The 17247-nt window shown below is 58.3% G+C and carries 17 protein-coding genes; 8 read left to right on the top strand and 9 right to left on the bottom strand.

From position 1 onward, the window contains the following. Window positions 1–2 precede the first annotated feature (2 nt). The 6 genes from ACP7AL_RS24285 to ACP7AL_RS24260 all read right to left on the bottom strand — a co-directional run bounded on the left by ACP7AL_RS24285 (window position 3) and on the right by ACP7AL_RS24260 (window position 6010). Window positions 3–1142, bottom strand: coding sequence for an acyl-CoA dehydrogenase family protein (locus tag ACP7AL_RS24285; RefSeq protein WP_425995008.1), 1140 nt, complete (start codon window positions 1140–1142; stop codon window positions 3–5). A gap of 33 nt (window positions 1143–1175) precedes the next feature. Then, complete coding sequence (locus ACP7AL_RS24280; RefSeq protein ID WP_425995211.1) at window positions 1176–1970, bottom strand: ABC transporter ATP-binding protein; 795 nt, start codon at window positions 1968–1970, stop codon at window positions 1176–1178. After that, window positions 1964–2995 (bottom strand): ABC transporter permease, encoded by a 1032-nt coding sequence (locus ACP7AL_RS24275; RefSeq protein WP_425995006.1) that lies wholly within the window; start codon window positions 2993–2995, stop codon window positions 1964–1966. The genes ACP7AL_RS24280 and ACP7AL_RS24275 overlap by 7 nt, the downstream gene beginning before the upstream one ends. Then, entirely contained in the window at window positions 2979–4073 is a 1095-nt protein-coding gene (locus ACP7AL_RS24270) for an ABC transporter substrate-binding protein (protein WP_425995004.1), read from the bottom strand. Before ACP7AL_RS24270 ends, ACP7AL_RS24275 begins: the two co-directional genes overlap by 17 nt. 323 nt (window positions 4074–4396) lie before the next feature. Next, window positions 4397–5233, bottom strand: coding sequence for a CmcJ/NvfI family oxidoreductase (locus tag ACP7AL_RS24265; protein WP_425995209.1), 837 nt, complete (start codon window positions 5231–5233; stop codon window positions 4397–4399). 36 nt (window positions 5234–5269) lie between these two features. Further along, on the bottom strand, window positions 5270–6010 hold the full coding sequence (locus ACP7AL_RS24260) for an SDR family NAD(P)-dependent oxidoreductase (RefSeq protein ID WP_425995207.1): 741 nt from the start codon (window positions 6008–6010) through the stop codon (window positions 5270–5272). A gap of 313 nt (window positions 6011–6323) precedes the next feature. Between ACP7AL_RS24260 and ACP7AL_RS24255 the strand changes: the two genes are divergently transcribed. From ACP7AL_RS24255 to ACP7AL_RS24220, 8 genes are all read left to right on the top strand, one after another. Then, complete coding sequence (locus tag ACP7AL_RS24255) at window positions 6324–7034, top strand: hypothetical protein (protein ID WP_425995002.1); 711 nt, start codon at window positions 6324–6326, stop codon at window positions 7032–7034. Window positions 7035–7569: 535 nt separating this feature from the next. Further along, complete coding sequence (locus tag ACP7AL_RS24250) at window positions 7570–8733, top strand: acyl-CoA dehydrogenase family protein (RefSeq protein ID WP_425995000.1); 1164 nt, start codon at window positions 7570–7572, stop codon at window positions 8731–8733. Window positions 8734–8784: 51 nt separating this feature from the next. After that, window positions 8785–10392, top strand: a complete 1608-nt coding sequence (locus ACP7AL_RS24245) for an ABC transporter substrate-binding protein (protein ID WP_425994998.1) — start codon at window positions 8785–8787, stop codon at window positions 10390–10392. Window positions 10393–10399: 7 nt separating this feature from the next. Further along, entirely contained in the window at window positions 10400–11503 is a 1104-nt protein-coding gene (locus tag ACP7AL_RS24240) for an ABC transporter permease (RefSeq protein WP_425994996.1), read from the top strand. Further along, the gene (locus ACP7AL_RS24235) at window positions 11500–12330 is read left to right on the top strand and encodes an ABC transporter permease (RefSeq protein WP_425994994.1); all 831 of its coding nucleotides are present in this window, start codon (window positions 11500–11502) and stop codon (window positions 12328–12330) included. The genes ACP7AL_RS24240 and ACP7AL_RS24235 overlap by 4 nt, the downstream gene beginning before the upstream one ends. Further along, window positions 12327–13343: an ABC transporter ATP-binding protein gene (locus tag ACP7AL_RS24230; RefSeq protein ID WP_425994992.1), complete on the top strand. Its 1017-nt coding sequence runs from the start codon at window positions 12327–12329 to the stop codon at window positions 13341–13343. Before ACP7AL_RS24235 ends, ACP7AL_RS24230 begins: the two co-directional genes overlap by 4 nt. Continuing rightward, a complete protein-coding gene (locus ACP7AL_RS24225) occupies window positions 13340–14140 on the top strand; it encodes an ABC transporter ATP-binding protein (protein ID WP_425994990.1) in 801 nt (266 codons plus the stop codon). Before ACP7AL_RS24230 ends, ACP7AL_RS24225 begins: the two co-directional genes overlap by 4 nt. Window positions 14141–14147: 7 nt before the next feature. Further along, window positions 14148–15326, top strand: coding sequence for an alkene reductase (locus ACP7AL_RS24220; RefSeq protein WP_425994988.1), 1179 nt, complete (start codon window positions 14148–14150; stop codon window positions 15324–15326). Between the two features lie 204 nt (window positions 15327–15530). On the opposite strand, the gene ACP7AL_RS24215 is transcribed toward ACP7AL_RS24220, so the two are convergent. The 3 genes from ACP7AL_RS24215 to ACP7AL_RS24205 form a co-directional block, all read right to left on the bottom strand. Then, entirely contained in the window at window positions 15531–16169 is a 639-nt protein-coding gene (locus ACP7AL_RS24215) for an HD domain-containing protein (protein ID WP_425994986.1), read from the bottom strand. Window positions 16170–16332: 163 nt separating this feature from the next. Further along, entirely contained in the window at window positions 16333–16794 is a 462-nt protein-coding gene (locus ACP7AL_RS24210) for a carboxymuconolactone decarboxylase family protein (RefSeq protein ID WP_425994984.1), read from the bottom strand. A gap of 23 nt (window positions 16795–16817) precedes the next feature. Further along, window positions 16818–17228 carry a cupin domain-containing protein gene (locus ACP7AL_RS24205; protein ID WP_425994982.1) on the bottom strand — a complete coding sequence of 137 codons (411 nt, stop codon included), beginning with the start codon at window positions 17226–17228 and terminating at the stop codon, window positions 16818–16820. Between the last annotated feature and the right edge of the window lie 19 nt (window positions 17229–17247).

Here is a 17247-nt window from a genome sequence, read left to right as displayed (position 1 = left end):
GATTAGTTGAGAGCGGATAATCCGAGAGCGACCCGCGTACTATCATCCTGAGGTGCATGAATCCGGCCGCATAGAACATCACGGTGATGGCGCTCCAGAGGATTACGCCGCGAAAGACCATGATTTCCGGTGAGTAACAGCGCCTGTTCAACCGTAGCGATTGCGTTACTGGTGACCGCAAGTTTCACCGAACCGGCCGCCAATGGGTCAGCTGTTCGGCGCGCATCGAACTCCTGAGCGAAGCTCCGGATCAGCCGATCATTGGTCGCAAGCTTGATTTCGATGTCCCCTACCGCTTCTTGAACCCTGCTCAGCGTGGAGAGAGGCACACCGAGGCTCGACGGAGAGCGGGTTTTGAGAAACTGCACCAGCCAGTTCCGCGCCGCTTGTGCGATACCATCATAGATCACGCCGATCAGAAGCGGATAAAGGCTTCCAGCCACCAGCTCGGGGCGGCGCCAGTCTTCCGGACGGCGCAGGTCAATGGCATGGTCATGAGGAATGCGGACATCCTCGAAAATGATATCGTGACTGCCGCTCGCTCGCAGTCCCAGATGATCCCAGGTTTCCACGATCTTTGTCCCGGGTAAGCCCGCCTGCACGAGAAACGCACCAACTCTGACGTCATCTTCGTCGGTTCTGGCCCAAACCAAATACCAGTCCAGCACAGTTGAACCTGTCGAATAAATCTTGTGGCCCGTCAGGCGCCATCCGTCTTTATCACGCCTCGCAATTGTCTGCGGTAGCCCGCCGCGCGACGGAGATCCCAACTCGGGCTCGACGCGGAGCGCATTAATCCATCCCTTTCCAGCAAGCGCATCGTCGGTGAGCTTGCCCGCCAGATATTTCGGCCATCCCGGCGTCCGATCGATAATCAGATGCTGGATGAAATGCATCGACAGGATGAGCGCAGCCGAGGGATCGGCTCGTCCAAGACGGCGCAGCACATCCACGGTCTGCTCAACATTAGCGCCTGCCCCGCCCGCGACCCGTGGCACCGTCAGCGCCAGAATGCCCGAAGATGCGATGTCATCCAGCTGCTCACGGGGAATACGGCCAACACGGTCATTGCGGGCCGCATTTGCTTCGAGGCTGGATGTCAGGATGTTTATGCGGTCGAACAGATTTGTCTTGGCATCCATGCGCGCCTCCTTATGCGCTCACCGGCGTGACAGTCACCAGGTCGCGTCGAGGCCCAGCAGGCCAAGGATTTCCTTACGTAGTCCTGCAAGATAGTGATCACCGCGATGCCGCGGATAAGGACGTTCCACGCGGATGTCGGCTTTGATGCGCGCAGGACGTTCGCTGAAGACCAGAACACGATTTGCCAGAAAGACCGCCTCTTCCACATCGTGGGTTACCAGCAGCGCAGTGAAACCGCTTCGCTGCCAAAGCGAGAGAATCTCGGCTTGCATCGAAATGCGTGTCAGTGAGTCGAGCTTTCCCAAAGGCTCATCTAGAATCAGAACCTCCGGCTCATTGACCAAAGCCCGCGCCAGCGAGACGCGCTGTGCCATCCCGCCCGAGAGCTGGTGCGGATAAGCGCCGGCGAAACCGGACAGACCGACGAGATCAATCGCCTCGTCCACACGGCCTCGTTCCTGACGCAATATCCCACGGGCCTCCAGACCAAGCGCGACATTCTTCCAGACGGTCCGCCATGGATACAGAGTTGGATCCTGAAAGACCACGACCCGCGACGGCTCAGGTCCACGGATTTCCTGTCCGTTCTCGCGCAACTCGCCTATGCTGGGCGGATCAAGCCCTGCGATCAGGCGAAGCAGCGTGGACTTCCCGCACCCCGAAGGACCGAGGAGAGCCACAAACTCGCCCGCCTCGGCGCGAAAGCTGACGTGATCCAGAACCGCAAGCGGCTCGCCATCAATATCGAATTGATGGCTGACATCCTTTACTTCAAGAATGGCACCGGCGACTTTGGAGGCGTCTTGCTTGAGCGCAGCAGCTACCATTTCACGACGCCCTTCTGCCATACCAGCAGACGATCACGCACGTTAAAGAGAAGTGTGATGGCTCCCGAGCATAGCAAGGACATCACGACAAGGGCTGCGTACATATTCGCGTAAGCAGCCCACCCCTGAGCCCATTGCAGATACCAGCCGAGCCCAGCCTTGACGCCGACCATTTCTGCAACGACGAGGACGGCAAATGACGCACCGAGCCCCATGAACAGTCCGACAAACACATGCGGGAGCGCGGCCGGAATTGCTACTTTCAAGATCAGGAATGAGGATTTCGCTCCGAGCGTCCGAGCAACATCGTAATAAGCATTGCTGACGCTCGCGACGCCGGACCATGTCAGCACCGTGACGGGAAATCCTGTCGCAAGCGCGATCAGGAACGTGCTCGCACTCCAGCTCGACGGGAAGGTAAAGAATGCAATGGGCAGCCAGGCAGTCGCTGGCAACGGTCCGATAAAGCGCAGCAACGGATGAACCCAGTATCCGATCGACCGGGACCAGCCAATCGATACGCCGGTAAGAAACCCGACGATGGCGCCGATCACATATCCGCTGAGCTGCAGCTTGACAGAGGCAATGACACTCGCAGCCAACTTCGGCAGATCATCGGTATATACCTCAATGATTGCCTGCGGCGGCGGAAAGAAAGGCTGCGGCAGCCACCCCCATTTCGCTGTCGTTACTTCCCAGGCAGTCAAAAAGAGGCCCAAGGCCAGAAGCCAAGGAGCTCTGCGCCGGTAGGCTTCGCCGATACGCCCGACTCTTTTGTTCGCGACGCCAAGGATGACGATGAGTCCTGCCACAACGATCGCGACATGAGCCATGATTTCCGTTCGCACCCAGTCTCCGGTGTCGGGCCATCGTAAAGCCGACAAGCCAAAGGCGAGCCACGAAATCCCTGCAGCGATGCCAACCACGCCCGGACCAAGCTGCGGGAAAGATAACGGCTGGCCTGAAAATGCCGCCCCTTCCTCGGCAGATAGAGGCGCACCAATCGTCTCACGCACTGAAGACATCGGCGTAAATCCGCTCGGCGAATTTCGTGGTATCCGTGCTCGGCTTGAAAACGGATACCAGCTTCAAGTCGTCTGCATAGGCTTTCAGCTCGCGCTTCAGCGACGCACCGGTCGGATGATGGTGGTGCGTATGGTAGCGAATAAGCGCTAGGATATCTTCTTCGGTTGCCGCTTTCGGCGCATATGGCAGGAAAGACTTGGCCGCTACGTCCGGGTTTTGGGCAGTAAACATCGCCGCATCGAGCAGCGCCTGCGTGACCGCCCGCGCAACCAAAGGCTCTTCCCGGATCAGGCTGCCGCGCAATCCGACAATGCAGCAGCTCACATCTTTGTACGGGCCGTCGAGATTGGATCCCACCTCGCGGAACTGGCCATCCTTCAGCCAAAGATAGGCAATCGGATCAGATGCCAGCAAGGCTCGAACCTCACCCTTCTCCGCCGCAAGACGCAGAAGATTGCCGGGATACGGGCGCCAATCCACGTCCGTATTCGGATCGATGCCCGCCTTGGCGAGCTGGATTGAGAAGAAGTTCTTGTCCGGGCCGGCCATGTCGCCAACGGCAACAACCTTTCCTTTAAGATCGTTGACTGTCTTGATGCTGGACCCCACCGGTACGATCGCACGCAGGCATCCGCCATGCGCGCCGGCGGTAATCTTGACGTCAAACCCCTGCTCAAGCGGCTTCAGCCATCGGAGCGCCATGCCAAAACCGGCATCTGATTTCCCCGTCGCGATGGCTTCGAGAAGCTGGTCAGTTGAGCCACTGAAGTTGATGAGCTCGACGTCGAGGTTCTGCTTTTTGAAGAAACCGTGATCGATTCCCACCGGGAGCTGCACCGAACAGACAGCATTAGCATTCCAGGATATCCGCAACTTGCGCGGTGGGCCGCTCAACGCAGGTCCGGCTTCCGATGCGGTCTTGCAGATCGGGAAATCCGAAAAATCGATTGCCGGACCGACGCGTCCCGGAAACGCTTTTGCGCCAATGACGCCGAGAGGCGCCGCAGCCAATGCGGCGGCGCCGCCGCGCAGTATCGTTCGGCGGTCGAGAACAGCAGGCGGCTTCTTTGACGACACAGGATTCTCCTCGCTGAATGCACATCAAACGACAACTTTTCGTTTTCGATGATGAGCGCGAGATCTCAATCGGGTCAATGAAACGAGATTTTCAATGTTGGCGGCAAGCGGACGTTTCCATCTTTTAAACCACGGAAAGCCAGCGAGCCTATTCCATCAAGAAAACTTCTTCTGCAGACAGCCCTTGAAAGATAATGATGCACTAGTTCATTTCGGGCTTGTCGGGAGCTTCCCAAGCGAGCTGGCTAGCAGGGATGCGCTTGCAACGAGCAAAGCGTGCGGAACATGTCCGGGCGCTTTGGTTTCACAATCGCCAGATGACGTTATTCCGGATGAAACACCAGCGTGCGCAGCTCGATGCTCTCTCGTGGCACAGCATCGGCTGATGTTGTCGGATCGACAAAAGCAGTGTGTGGCGCAAAGCGAGCTCGCCCGTCGGTCTTGCTGTCGAAGCACTTGAGCAGCAGGATTTCGTCAACTGTCATTTCCGGAACGTACAGCCAGCGATGCTCGGGGTTGAACTTGACAGAATAGGTCTCGCCGATCCGATGCTGATAGATCAGATCTGTCGGGACAAGCTCATCGAACTTCACCGTGCGCGCGTCACAGACGGCGAGCGGTGAATCGCGCAACGGCCCCCTGATTGGCCGCCACAGATTGATGATCTGCACGCGCCCCTTGAGCAATTCCTCGGCATCATCGGGAATTAAATCGCGCACCCGTTGCGGGCCGGACCTCGCGGTGTGATCCACGTGCACCCGGCCCACCGGTTGACGCACGACACTGATTCCGTCAGCCGATCCGGCAACACGCTTGCGCACAGTGTGGTCAAAAATGAAGACTCGGCTCGCGCCGGTGATATCTTTCAACAGAAGTTCCGCTTCGGGATAGTAGACGCGCTTAACCTCTTCGTCGTCGTAGAAGTCCAACACGGTGCTCTTTTGCCGGACCAGATCGAAGCCCTCCACGTCCAGCGACAGCGCTTCGGCGATCGCCCGGGCGTTGTGAACCGAAAGGGTATGCGGCTCAGGAACAATGTTGGTCTTCGCTTCACCGTTTGGCGGCTCATAGGCATAAGTCCGCGGACGTTCATGGAGAGGCGGCAGATAGTTCAGATCCGCCTTGACGAAGGCCAGCGCTTCAATCTTCTCATTCTGCAGTCCATGCTTCTCTCCGTTTTATTGCTACAGTTTGATCTAGAAAGACTCCTTAAATGGGCGAAGGTCGAGTTCCTGAGTCCAGGCCGATGGATGCTGCCGATGCAGATTCCAGTAGGCATCGGCGATAGCGTCGATGTTCAACAATCCGTCCACGCCCTGCTGAAGCTTGCGCTGGGGTGCCGACGTGTTGAGCCGTTCACCATCTATGCCGCCGTCGATCACCACATGCGCGACGTGAATACCCAACGGTCCAAACTCCCGCGCGAGCGATTGTGCAAGCGAACGCAGGCCTGCCTTGGCGGCGGCAAACGCGGTGAACGGCGGCTTCCCGCGCAGGCTCGCGGTCGCCCCGGTGAACAGGATTGTGCCACGCCCTTGCGGTGTCAGGCGCCGCGCGGCCTCGCGTCCGACAAGAAAGCCGGCAAATGTAGCGACCCGCCACGTCTGCTCGAAGAACTCCGCCGGCATGGTGCGAAAGTCATGACGCGCATTGTTGCCCACGTTAAAGACAACGAGATCAAGCGCTGCCGGATCGCCGGCGACAGCCTGATCGAACAGCGCTATCACATCCGCCTCAACGGATGCATCGGCGACAAAGAACTCGGCGCGGCCGCCCCGATCCGTGATGGCGCGAACGACCTGCGCCAGTTTCGCTTCCGTGCGGCCCGACACCACTACGCGATAACCTTCTGCGGCGAAACGCCGGGCGAGAGCCGCACCAAGACCCTGTTCTGCTCCTACGCCGACAACGATCGCCGTCCGCTGAGATTCTGTCATGTGAAGCCAGTTCAAATTCTGAAGGATGTTCGTCGTCATCAACTTGGCTCGGTGGAGCTGCATCGCCAAGAGATCCCCGAAAATAAGTCGGGTTTGGCTTCATGCGCGCCAACGCTGCAAAATTCTTTCACAGACACGCGCGGATACACTCCATTTATTGCGCCCGGTCAAACGAAGCGAGCGCTACGTCGATGGCAAAACCGCACGGAAACACATTCTCTGTCAGCCAAATATTTTTCTCCATGCTTCACAAAGCAGGCAGGGCGCAGACGAATGCCGTTTAAATCCACCGCAATGGAAGAAAGAACCACCCATGGAACGGAAATCTTTGAAATTCCAACCCGGGCGGAGATCGCTATTTAATGCGGAGACGTCATTCAAACGGCCTGGACCCACACAGATGTCGCCTATTCGCAGCCTCGTGCTTTTTTCAGTGACGGCCATGACGGCTGTCACCCTCAGCGTGCTTCCGCTATCGGCGCAGCAACCGCAACCTACTCGCGTCCGCGGAACGATCGAGAAATTCAATGGCGGCCTGCTCTCTGTCAAATCAAGGGACGGCAATGATGTCCTGATCCAGACAGGCGAGAAGACCGGAGTGATTGGGCTGAAGAAAATCACTCTTGCCGACATCGAGTCCAACGCTTTCGTCGGTGTCGCCGCGGTACCCCAGGCCGATGGAACGCTGAAAGCGGTCTCTATACATATTTTTCCTGAATCCTCGCGGGGCCTCAACGAAGGCTCTCGTCCTTACGACGTCCGTCCCAACAGCTCGATGACGAATGGCGCAGTGGCGAACCGCGTAAAGAACACCGACGGTGACATCCTGACAGTGACCTACAAAGACGGTGAGAAGAAAATCGTAGTGACACCCGACACGGCAATCGTGCGCTTCGAGCCTGGGAGTTTCACGGAATTGATCCAGGGCGCAAAGATCGTCGCGACGGTGCTCGAGCGTCCCGACGGGACCAAGGAGGCGGTCCGGATCAATGTTGGCCGCGACGGGATTACCCCGGCCATGTGAATCAGGAGCAAGATTTTGAAACGCTCAGTGTATCCCGCAATCCTGATTGCTCTCGTCCTCGGCCACGCGGCATTTCTCACCGCGTTTGTCTGGCTGTTTGGGTCGCTTTCCTGAGATAACCGGAGCGGCACACGGCCGCGATGACTGAGGACATCGACGGCCCTGGTTAACGCGCTATTGCGCATCCAGAGTGGCCGCGGCCATCGGAAATTTCAGTAAGTCAATCCGGAGATCAGGCCTTGATCTAAAGCCTGATCCCGATACTCCGATGAAGACCGACGCATTCACGAAATTTCACCGCTTGCCGGCGAGAAAGCGTTCACGCGTCTGCAACACGCCAGACATTTTTCACTGCGAGGGAATCAATCTCCATCAAATTGAGATTGAGATTGAATTTTTTCTCTCTCACACCATGAAAACGGATGATCTGCACACTTCACGAAAGGCGGCTTCCCGTAATATGATTATTATAATCTTATGCTGATCGAGTTGGACTTTCGGCATATTCAACAGCATCGCTATCGTGGATCAGTGAATGAGTACCGTTACCAGTCTTCGCCAGCCTGAAGTAAGATCACTTGACGATGACGTTCTTGTCCATCTTCGAGAGACTTTCTCCGTCCGCGCACCTCACTATGACGCCACGACGACCTTTCCTCACGAAAATTTCGCGGAACTCGGCAAGTTGGGCCTTCTGGCGCTGGTAGTCCCCAGATCGCTTGGCGGCCGCGGCGCCGGTCTGTCCGAGACATCTCGCTTGATCCACGCGGTCGCCGGAGGCGATGCATCGACCGCCCTGTTGCTAGCAATGCATTCGTTGATGCATGCGATCCTTCGTGACCGCAATCCGCCGATCTATGAAACAGTTGCGCGGGCTGCGGTCGAAGGCGGAGGCCTCCTCAATGCGTTACGCGCAGAACCGGAGTTGGGATCGGTCAACCGAGGCGGATCGCTGGCGACGACCGTGACGCCGCTGAAAGATGGTGGTTGGCGCATCAATGGCCGGAAATCCTACGCTACCGGCAGCCCGATCGTGAGTTGGTGGCTGCTCTACGCCCGGACAGACGAGCCAAAGAGCCGAATCGGAAGCTGGTTGCTTCCCGCACGCGCCCAGGGCGTGACATATCGACCGACATGGAATCATCTCGGCATGCGCGCGACCGCGAGCAACGAGACGCATATTGTCGACGTGGATGTCCCGGCGGATCATTTGCTGAACCTGACGGATGCAACCGAAATCGCCGCGCCGCCTGCGATTCTCAACTCATGGAACGGAATCCTGCTTGCCGCGCTCTACGACGGCATAGCAAATGCCGCTCGTGACTGGGCACGGAGGTTCCTGCTCGATCGCAAGCCGAGCAACCTCGGCGCGCCGCTTGCGACCGTGCCGCGCCTGCAATCCGTGCTTGGTGAAATCGAGTCGCTGCTGCTCATCAACCGGACACTGATCCGCGATACAGCGCATGATATCGACACCAACGGCGCAGATGCGTCACCACGGCCAAATCTGGTCAAGCAGATCGTTACTGAAAACGCCATTCGCGTTGTCGATCTGGCGCTATCGATCTCCGGCAACCACGGCCTCGATCGCGCCAATCCGCTTGAGCGCTATCACCGCGACGTGCTCTGCGGCCGCGTTCATGCTCCGCAAGGCGATTCAATTTTTACGTCCGCTGGCCGTGCCAGCCTGGGTGTCTGATACTCTCCGCGTTTGCAGCCGCCGCTGATCTGTCCATATCAAGGATAAACGATGTTTCATTTCGGACGCCATACATGGATAACCGCTGGCGCCCTGGTCGCCGCTGCCCTGCAAGCCACGCCTCTCCGCGCCGACGAGACAACGGTCAAGGGCGGCATTCTGGTCGCCGCGATTTCGCCAACCGAGCCGGTTCAGCTGGCGATCACAACCGACACCGCGGGCCCCACCGTGATCGTGTCCACCAAGATCTTCGACGGCTTGATCGAACTCGGCCCGCAGGGAGAGCCGCTGCCCGGGCTCGCCACGAGTTGGGCAATTGAGCGCGACGGGAAGGAAGTCACGTTCAAGCTGCGCGATGGTGTGAGATGGCATGACGGTCATCCGTTCACATCTGCGGATGTCAAGTTCTCCTTCGATGAGATCTGGAGGAAGATATCTCCGCGCGGCCGCTCCAGCTTCGCCAACGTGGATTCGGTGGAAACGCCTGACCGTCTGACGGCTGTATTCAAGCTGAGCCATCCATCACCGGTGATTTTCAAGGTGCTCAATGCTGGTGAATCCCAGGTTCTGCCAAAACACCTTTACGAAGGCACTGATATAGGTCGTAATCCGTACAATCAAAAACCCATCGGCACAGGCCCTTTCCGGTTCAAGGAATGGGTTCGCGGCGATCGCATCGTCCTGGAAAGCAATCCTGATTACTGGCAGCCGAACCGGCCTTATTTAGACGGCATCGTCTTCCGCATCATCCCCGATATAGCCGCTCGCGCAGCGTCGTTCGAGACCGGCGAAGTCCAATACGCCGCGCTGTCACCGGTGTCGGTAAGCGACCTCGAACGAATCCGAGGCAATCCAAACCTGCATGTCGAATTCGGCGGCTATGAGTGGCTCAGTCCTCGCATCGGCATGGAGTTCAACTTGCGACGTACTGTCCTCCAGAACGTCAAAGTAAGGCGTGCAATCGCACATGCCATTGATCGCGCGGCACTCGCGCGAGTGGTGACCCGGAACACGGCAAAGCCGGCTGTCGGTCTGTTCGCGGCATCCCAGTCGCAGTACTACACTCCGGAAACGCCCTCCTATCCGTTCGATCCGAAGCTTGCAGACAAGCTGCTCGACGATGCCGGCTACCCGCGCCGGGATGACGGAACCCGCTTTGCGTTGAAACTGGACTGGCTGCCCTTCAGCGACGCTTTCATGCGCTATGGTGAGTTTGTCCGTCAGTCGCTGAAAAAGGTCGGCATCGATGTCGAATTGCGCGGACAAGACCTGCCACGTTTCTTCAAGCAGATTTATACCGACAACGACTTTGATCTCTCGATTACCAACATGATGTCGTTCGGTGATCCGCAGATCGGAACCACGCGACTGTTCTGGTCCAAGACCATCATCAAGGGAACGCCCTGGACCAACGCTTCCGGTTACAGCGATCCGGACACTGATCGGTTGATCGAAGCCATCCATCAGGAAGGCGATGCGGACAAACGGACGAAGCTGATCCAGCAGTTCCAGAATCGGGTGCAGTCCGACCTGCCACTACTGATCCTGACCGAGTCCAACATCTTCACGCTGTCTTCGAAACGCCTGCGCGGTCTGAAGACAACGCCGGACGGCTCCTACGAGTCCCTAAAGGATGCCTGGCTCGCACAGCAACGCTAGGTCCGACATGACAGAGATTTCGACAGCGATGGCGGTGTCAGCGACGCTCAACGCAGCGAGCACATCCTCGCCGGACGGCTCCCCAGTGCAGACCAAACCGCAATCCACGATTGCGGCGCGGGCCTCGCAACGCCGGTTGGCGCTGGCCCGCTACGGGGGGCGGCGGGCCTTGCAAACGCTGCCGACCATTGTTCTGATCGTGCTGACGACTTTCATTCTTCTTCGCCTCGCGCCCGGCGACATGGTGCAGGTGTTGGCCGGAGAATCTGGAGGCGGCAATCCGGAATATCTAGAACAATTGCGATCCAGCTTCGGGCTTGATCAGCCCATACCGGTGCAGTTCGCGAAATATGTCTATCAGCTTCTCCACCTGAACCTCGGATACTCCTTCCGTTTTCAGGTGCCAGTCTCCGAACTAATCGGCACACGACTGATCGCCACGCTTATGCTGATGACGCTGGGTCTGATCCTCGCGGTTCTGATCGGTGTCCCCGCAGGCATCATTGCCGCGCGCAGTGCGGGACGGCTTCCGGACAAGATCATCTCGGCACTGTCGCTCGTGATCTATGCCACACCGAATTTCCTGCTCGGAATCGCACTGATCGTGCTGTTCGCCGTTGAGCTGCGATGGTTGCCGATCAGCGGCATGGTCGATCCCTATGGCGTGAACGATCTGGCCGGTTACGTCTGGAGCGTCGCGCGCCATCTGGTGCTTCCCACGTTAACGCTCGGCCTGTTTTACGGCGCGATTTATACGCGCCTCACCCGCAGCGCGATGCTGGAGGTTGGCGATCAGGACTTTGTCCTCACCGCGCGCTCCAAGGGCTTGAGCCAGTCGCGGATCGTCAGACGCCATGTTCTGCGCAACGCGATGCTGCCGCTTCTCACCATGATCGGCATGCAGATGGCGGGGATGGTCGGCGGCTCGGTGCTTATCGAGACGATCTTCGCCTGGCCGGGGATCGGCCGCCTTGCCTTCGAAGCCGTTTTCCAACGCGACTACAACCTGCTCTGCGGCATCGTGCTTTGCAGCTCGATCATGGTCGTCACCATCAACCTTCTGGTCGATCTACTTTACACCGTGCTCGACCCCCGGGTGAATATCCGATGACCGCGCCCCTCTCCATCCGGAAATGGCCGCTGTCGCTCACCATCGGGTTGACTATCCTGCTGGCCGAGATCGCGATCGCGCTTCTCGCCGGTGTATTGCATCCGGGGGATCCGCAGGAACTTGTGGGACAGCCCTATCTTGCGCCCGGCGCGGATGCCGAGTTTCCACTCGGCACCGATCTGCTGGGCCGCGACATTGCCGCCGGCCTTTTATACGGAACGCGCGTCTCGATCATCGTCGGGTTCGCTGCAACCGCAATCGCACTCATCATCGGCGTTCTAGCGGGGCTTGCCTCGGGTTATTTCGGCGGCTGGATCGACCACGCGCTGATGCGGCTCACCGAATTGTTTCAGGCAATCCCGCATTTCCTGTTCGCGATTATTCTGGTGGCGATCCTTGGCGCCACCGTCGAACACACGATTTTCGCCATCGGCGTCACATCCTGGCCCATGGTGGCGCGGCTGGTGCGCGCCGAAACCCTGACGTTGCGCGAACTCGATTTCGTCAAGGCCTCGACTGCAATGGGCGCGGGGCACCTTCGCGTGCTTGCCACACATATCCTGCCGAACGCCCTGCCGCCCGTTGTGACCATCCTTTCGGTACTGTCGGCGATGGCGATTCTCACAGAGGTTGGCCTCGCGTTTCTCGGCCTCGGCGACAACAACCGGATCAGTTGGGGCAGCATGATCGGCGCGGGACGCGAAAGCCTGCGCGAAGCGCCCTATATCAGCCTGATCCCCGGTGCCGCTGTCGTCATCACCGTACTGTCGCTCAGCCTTCTCGGCGATGGGATCGCCAAAGTCATCAATCCGCGAGCGGCACGATGACCCAGCACCCTGATATCGCACTTGCGGTCTCAAACCTGTGCGTTTCGTTCAAAACGGCGCATGGCTGGGCGGATGTGGTACGCGGCATCGATCTGCAGATCCGGCGCGGTGAGACCCTCGCCCTCGTCGGCGAGTCCGGCTCGGGAAAATCCATGACCGCGCTGGCCCTGATGGGATTACAGCCATCGTCGGCGAGATCCTCCGGCAGGATCACGGTCGGCAGTCGATCCGTAACAGGATTAAACGAGCGGCAATGGAATAAATTGCGCGGCAAGCATATCGGGATGATCTTCCAGAACCCAATGAGTTCGCTCAACCCGGTGCTCACCATCGGCGAGCAGTTGGCGGAAACCATCAATCGCCATCAGCGAATCCCTCGCACTGAAGCCAACCGGATCGCGATCGCTTTGCTCGACCGCATGAAGCTGCCCGAAGCGGCATTGCAACTCGGGCGTTTCCCACATGAATTGTCGGGCGGCATGCGGCAGCGTGTGATGATCGCAATCGCAATTGCCAACAGGCCGGACGTGCTGATCGCGGATGAGCCGACCACCGCGCTCGATGCTTCGGTGCAGAAGGACATTCTCGATCTTCTCGACGAAATCCGGAAAGAAAACGGCACGGCAATCATGCTGATCACGCACGATCTCAGCCTTGTCGCCCATCGTGCCGACCGTGTCGCCGTCATGTATGCCGGCAGCCTCGTCGAGGAACAGCCGGCGGATGATCTGATCCGCGCCGCCCGGCATCCCTATGCGAAAGCGCTGATCGGAGCGCGCCCGCTGCGCAGGCCACGCCTCGGTCCACGCCCGCGGCTGACGGATATTCCCGGCCAGGTCCCTTCGCCCGCGGATGTTGCATCGAACGGGTGCAGCTTCGCACCGCGATGCGCGGTGGCCGTCGGTCTCTGCACGCAGCAACGTCCGAACCTCCATCGCTTTGGTCCCGATCAAGCGGCCTCGTGCCACCTAGTTTCCGATAACCCGGCCGTACCGGCGGAGACGGCGGCATGAGTGCGCTGATCGAGATCAGGAACCTGACCGTCGCCTATGACGGAATCCCGACCGTTACCGACGCCAGCCTGGATCTCAATTACGGGGAAGTGCTGGCGATTGTCGGCGAATCCGGCTCGGGAAAGTCGACGCTGGCGCGCGCGCTGCTCGGTATCGCTCCTGTTCAGGACGGCCGCATCACATTCGATGGCCAGCCGCTTCCCGTTCATGCACGTGATCGTTCGTCGGCGACGCGAAGGCGGTTCGGAATGGTGTTCCAGGACAGCGGCAGCGCATTCAATCCGCGCTTCACCATCGGGAAGATTCTAGAGGAGCCGCTGGTACTGGCCGGTATGTCCCGCCGTTCAGTTCGCCGCAAGATCATCTTCTCGCTGTTAAACGACGTCGGACTTGGGCCCGACTATCTGACCCGCTATCCGAATGAATTGTCCGGCGGCCAGCGTCAGCGGGTCGGCATCGTGCGTGCGTTGGCGTGCGATCCGGACGTTCTGATCTGCGATGAAGCGGTATCAGCGCTCGACGTTTCCGTGCAGGCACAGATCCTCAATCTGCTTGTCGATATTCAGGACCGGAGAAAGCTCGCCCTGGTCTTCATCACTCACGATCTGTCCGTGGTGGAATATCTGGCTGATCGTATCGCCGTAATGAAGCAAGGGCGAATTGTCGAGCAGAACCTTGCCGATGTTTTCCTCGATGGGCCTGAGCACCCCTATTCGCAAGCACTTCTTGCCGCGCAATCACCGTTCAAGCTCGATCCGCCGGCAAACGCTCAATCCTTCAACCACGCAATGATGTGAGACGACGATGGCTATGTTCAAACCCCTTCAGGTCGGCCCTTTCACGCTCAAGAACCGTTTCGTACTCGCGCCCCTGGTTCGCGCTCGCTGCGATGATGAGCGGGCGCCGACGCCGCTGGTTGCCGAATATTATGTCCAGCGCGCGTCCGCCGGCTTGCTGATCTCCGAAGGCACGCACATCTCGGACATGAGCGTCACCCGCTCCGGTTCGTCTGCCAACTATCGCGAGAAACAGAAAAAAGCGTGGGCGCAGGTCGTGAACGCCGTTCACGCCGCCGATGGTGTCATCTTCCAGCAACTCTATCATGTCGGACGCAAGGCGATTGCGGCGGTCATGCCGGGAGGAGTCGCGCCGATCGCCCCTTCACCGATCCCCGCCGTCGGCGGCGTGTTGACAGAGGAAGGATTGCAGCCCTTCACACTGCCGCGAAAAATCGAGTTGTCCGAAATCCCGGGACTGATCGACGAATTCCGCAATTCTGCGCAGCACGCGTGGGACGCAGGTTTCGATGGCATCGAGATCCAGGGCGGCAACGGCTTCCTGATTGATCAATTTCTGCGCGACGGTGCCAACAAGCGCACCGACGACTACGGCGGCCCAATTCAGAACCGGGCGCGCTTCCTACTTGAAGTGATCGATGCCGTATCCGGAATCTTCGGCGCAAACCGGGTCGGCGTGCGGCTGTCACCGCATTTCCGCGCCGACGGCTTTGGCGATTCCAATGCCGTCGATACCTTCCATTATGTGGCGGAGGAGTTGAACAAGCGCGGTATCGCTTATCTGCACCTGCTTGAGGGTATTGAGCGGCAAACAGGACCGGCCGTGCCGCTCTACAAGCGGTTGTTTGACCTCAACGCACCCGCCGGCCCGGTCGGCAATGATGCGTATTTCGCGCCGCTTCTCCGCCGCGCTTTCAAGGGACCGCTAATCCTCAACGGCAGCTACACACGCGAGACGGCCTTCAGCACAGTGGCAACTGGCAATGCCGATGCGATTTCGTTCGGCCGACTATACATCGCAAATCCGGATCTGCCGGAACGATTCCGCATCGATGCGCCGCTCAATCAAGTAGATGTCAGCACATTTTATACTGCTGGAGCCAAGGGCTACACGGACTATCCGAGCCTCCCGGACAAAGCAAAAGGCGATGTGGACGGGCAATCATCAACGCTTCCCGTTCCATAATCGCTCATTCCGCGAATTACGCCCTCGCCACGAAAGCACGACATCGTCAGTTCCCCGCTGACGATGAGATCACGCTCTATGGAGACATATGCCCGTATCTAACACTGCCTCAGTTGCCATTAGATTTACGATATCAAAAAGCTCGGTCGTGATGAGTTGCGGTTTCCGCAGTCGCCGTTACTTGCCGACGAATGCCCCTACGCCTCAGCTGTGCCAGGGAGTATTGCGTATGCGAGTGCACGCGTTTGGCTTGCGAAATGTAGGATCGTGATCTTCGATGTAATCGAAATTGACAGTCCCAAACGTCGTCTGCGGCTTCTTCAAGGCCGAGCAAGTCTGTATCTCAAGGAATTCTGTTTTAAAATCACCGCGCGGAAATGCGGTGATCACCTGTTCGCGTTGCTCTGGCGTGTACTCGTCATATCCAACTCCCACGACGTCCACTAAAACCCCTGCGTTCGTGAGAGCGATTTCTGGTCGCATGTATTGTGGGATTCCGGGCGTAGTATGTAACGCAATCGCTTCCCACACCAGATCAGCTTTTGGCTGAGTAATGCCGTGCCCTTTGAGAAATTCGCGAGCCGCGTCAGCACCGTCGACTTCAAATCGCTTTGTCTCAGTGTGGAAATGATCGACAAGGCCGAGATCGTGAAACAGCGCCGCGATATAGAGCAGTTCAGGATCGAATTTTAGCTTCTGGCGAATTCCTTTTATCGCACCGAACGCAAAGACGCGAACTGAATGATTGAACAACATCTCATTTTCGTACTGGCGCACCAGCTCAGCTGCCTCTCGCGCCATCTTACTGTCGGGAATTTTAACACCAGAGATCAAGCTGGTCATTTTTACGCTCCTATCCTTGTATCATCGATGTTTTAGGAGACACCGTTCGCGACGAAGACGCTGCACTTCGTCCTGGTGAATGGTGGCGACTCAGTCAAATCATGCTCGTGCAACTACCGTTAAAGCACGTCGTCTAGCGCGAGCCCCGGGACGTTCAGGTCCGTCAAGCCGCCGTCTCGATCGCAGCTTGCGGCGTATTGCGGAAACTGATCGCCATGCGATTGTAGACATTCATCAAGCTGATCGCGATCGTAAGATCGACGAGTTCGCGCTCCTCGAAGACCGCGCGTGCAGCCTGGTACGCTTCATCCGGGACACCGGTCTCGGCGACACGCGTCACAGTTTCTGCCCATGCGAGGGCGGCGCGCTCGCGCTCGTCAAAGAGATTGCCGCCTTCAGCCCACGCCTGTACCAGCGCCAGCTTCTCAATCTTCTGTCCTTTCTTGAGAAGGTCGCGGGTGTGCATGTCGAGGCAATAGGCGCAGTTATTGATCTGCGAGATTCGCAGATAGACCAGATCGACCAACACAGCGGAAAGGTTGCTCTGCGTGACGTAGCCGTAGACGCCGCCCAACGCCTTCACGCCTGCCGGTGCGATCTGGTTGTAATCGAGACGCTTACTCATTTTCTTTCTCCTTGAAGGTTGGACTATTTGACGGGAGTGGTCAGTTCTTTGTCGTCACTATCGACGACGAACACCGCGAGGAGCTTTGCAGGTTTGGCCCTGCTCGCATTGCGGCTCACGGGATGGCGGGAGCCCGGAGTTTCGTAGAAACTTTCACCGGCACGAAAGACCCTCTTGGGTCCGTCATTCACCTGCGATTCGATTTCTCCCGACAAGACATAGCCAAAGATGAAAGCCGATTTCGCGTGGATGTGCGGAGGCGATGCTCCGCCCGGTGCATAGTCGACGACCACCGCGATCAGCGACTTGCCGGGAATGTTGGGTATCGCCTGTTCAAAGTGCGGCGTGGCCTTTTCGCCGACACCGTGTGCCGCGGCAGGTGTTGCAGTGGCGATAGCGACAGCGGCCGCGCCGATAATGGATCGTATCCTCATGATGGCGATCTCCTTTGCC

The organism is Afipia sp. DC4300-2b1 (assembly GCF_049895725.1).
Classification (GTDB): Bacteria; Pseudomonadota; Alphaproteobacteria; order Rhizobiales; family Xanthobacteraceae; genus Afipia; species Afipia broomeae.
The sequence above is the reverse complement of the archived record's forward strand: the minus strand, read 5'-3'. Positions and strand labels throughout refer to the sequence as shown.

What these genes read in the sequence shown, in the direction of transcription:
- ACP7AL_RS24285 (WP_425995008.1), bottom strand. Translation starts at nt 1,142, where the DNA reads ATGGATGCCAAGACAAATCTGTTCGACCGCATAAACATCCTGACATCC.
- ACP7AL_RS24280 (WP_425995211.1), bottom strand. Translation starts at nt 1,970, where the DNA reads ATGGTAGCTGCTGCGCTCAAGCAAGACGCCTCCAAAGTCGCCGGTGCC.
- ACP7AL_RS24275 (WP_425995006.1), bottom strand. Translation starts at nt 2,995, where the DNA reads ATGTCTTCAGTGCGTGAGACGATTGGTGCGCCTCTATCTGCCGAGGAA.
- ACP7AL_RS24260 (WP_425995207.1), bottom strand. Translation starts at nt 6,010, where the DNA reads ATGACAGAATCTCAGCGGACGGCGATCGTTGTCGGCGTAGGAGCAGAA.
- ACP7AL_RS24255 (WP_425995002.1), top strand. Translation starts at nt 6,324, where the DNA reads ATGGAACGGAAATCTTTGAAATTCCAACCCGGGCGGAGATCGCTATTT.
- ACP7AL_RS24250 (WP_425995000.1), top strand. Translation starts at nt 7,570, where the DNA reads ATGAGTACCGTTACCAGTCTTCGCCAGCCTGAAGTAAGATCACTTGAC.
- ACP7AL_RS24245 (WP_425994998.1), top strand. Translation starts at nt 8,785, where the DNA reads ATGTTTCATTTCGGACGCCATACATGGATAACCGCTGGCGCCCTGGTC.
- ACP7AL_RS24240 (WP_425994996.1), top strand. Translation starts at nt 10,400, where the DNA reads ATGACAGAGATTTCGACAGCGATGGCGGTGTCAGCGACGCTCAACGCA.
- ACP7AL_RS24235 (WP_425994994.1), top strand. Translation starts at nt 11,500, where the DNA reads ATGACCGCGCCCCTCTCCATCCGGAAATGGCCGCTGTCGCTCACCATC.
- ACP7AL_RS24230 (WP_425994992.1), top strand. Translation starts at nt 12,327, where the DNA reads ATGACCCAGCACCCTGATATCGCACTTGCGGTCTCAAACCTGTGCGTT.
- ACP7AL_RS24225 (WP_425994990.1), top strand. Translation starts at nt 13,340, where the DNA reads ATGAGTGCGCTGATCGAGATCAGGAACCTGACCGTCGCCTATGACGGA.
- ACP7AL_RS24220 (WP_425994988.1), top strand. Translation starts at nt 14,148, where the DNA reads ATGGCTATGTTCAAACCCCTTCAGGTCGGCCCTTTCACGCTCAAGAAC.
- ACP7AL_RS24215 (WP_425994986.1), bottom strand. Translation starts at nt 16,169, where the DNA reads ATGACCAGCTTGATCTCTGGTGTTAAAATTCCCGACAGTAAGATGGCG.
- ACP7AL_RS24210 (WP_425994984.1), bottom strand. Translation starts at nt 16,794, where the DNA reads ATGAGTAAGCGTCTCGATTACAACCAGATCGCACCGGCAGGCGTGAAG.
- ACP7AL_RS24205 (WP_425994982.1), bottom strand. Translation starts at nt 17,228, where the DNA reads ATGAGGATACGATCCATTATCGGCGCGGCCGCTGTCGCTATCGCCACT.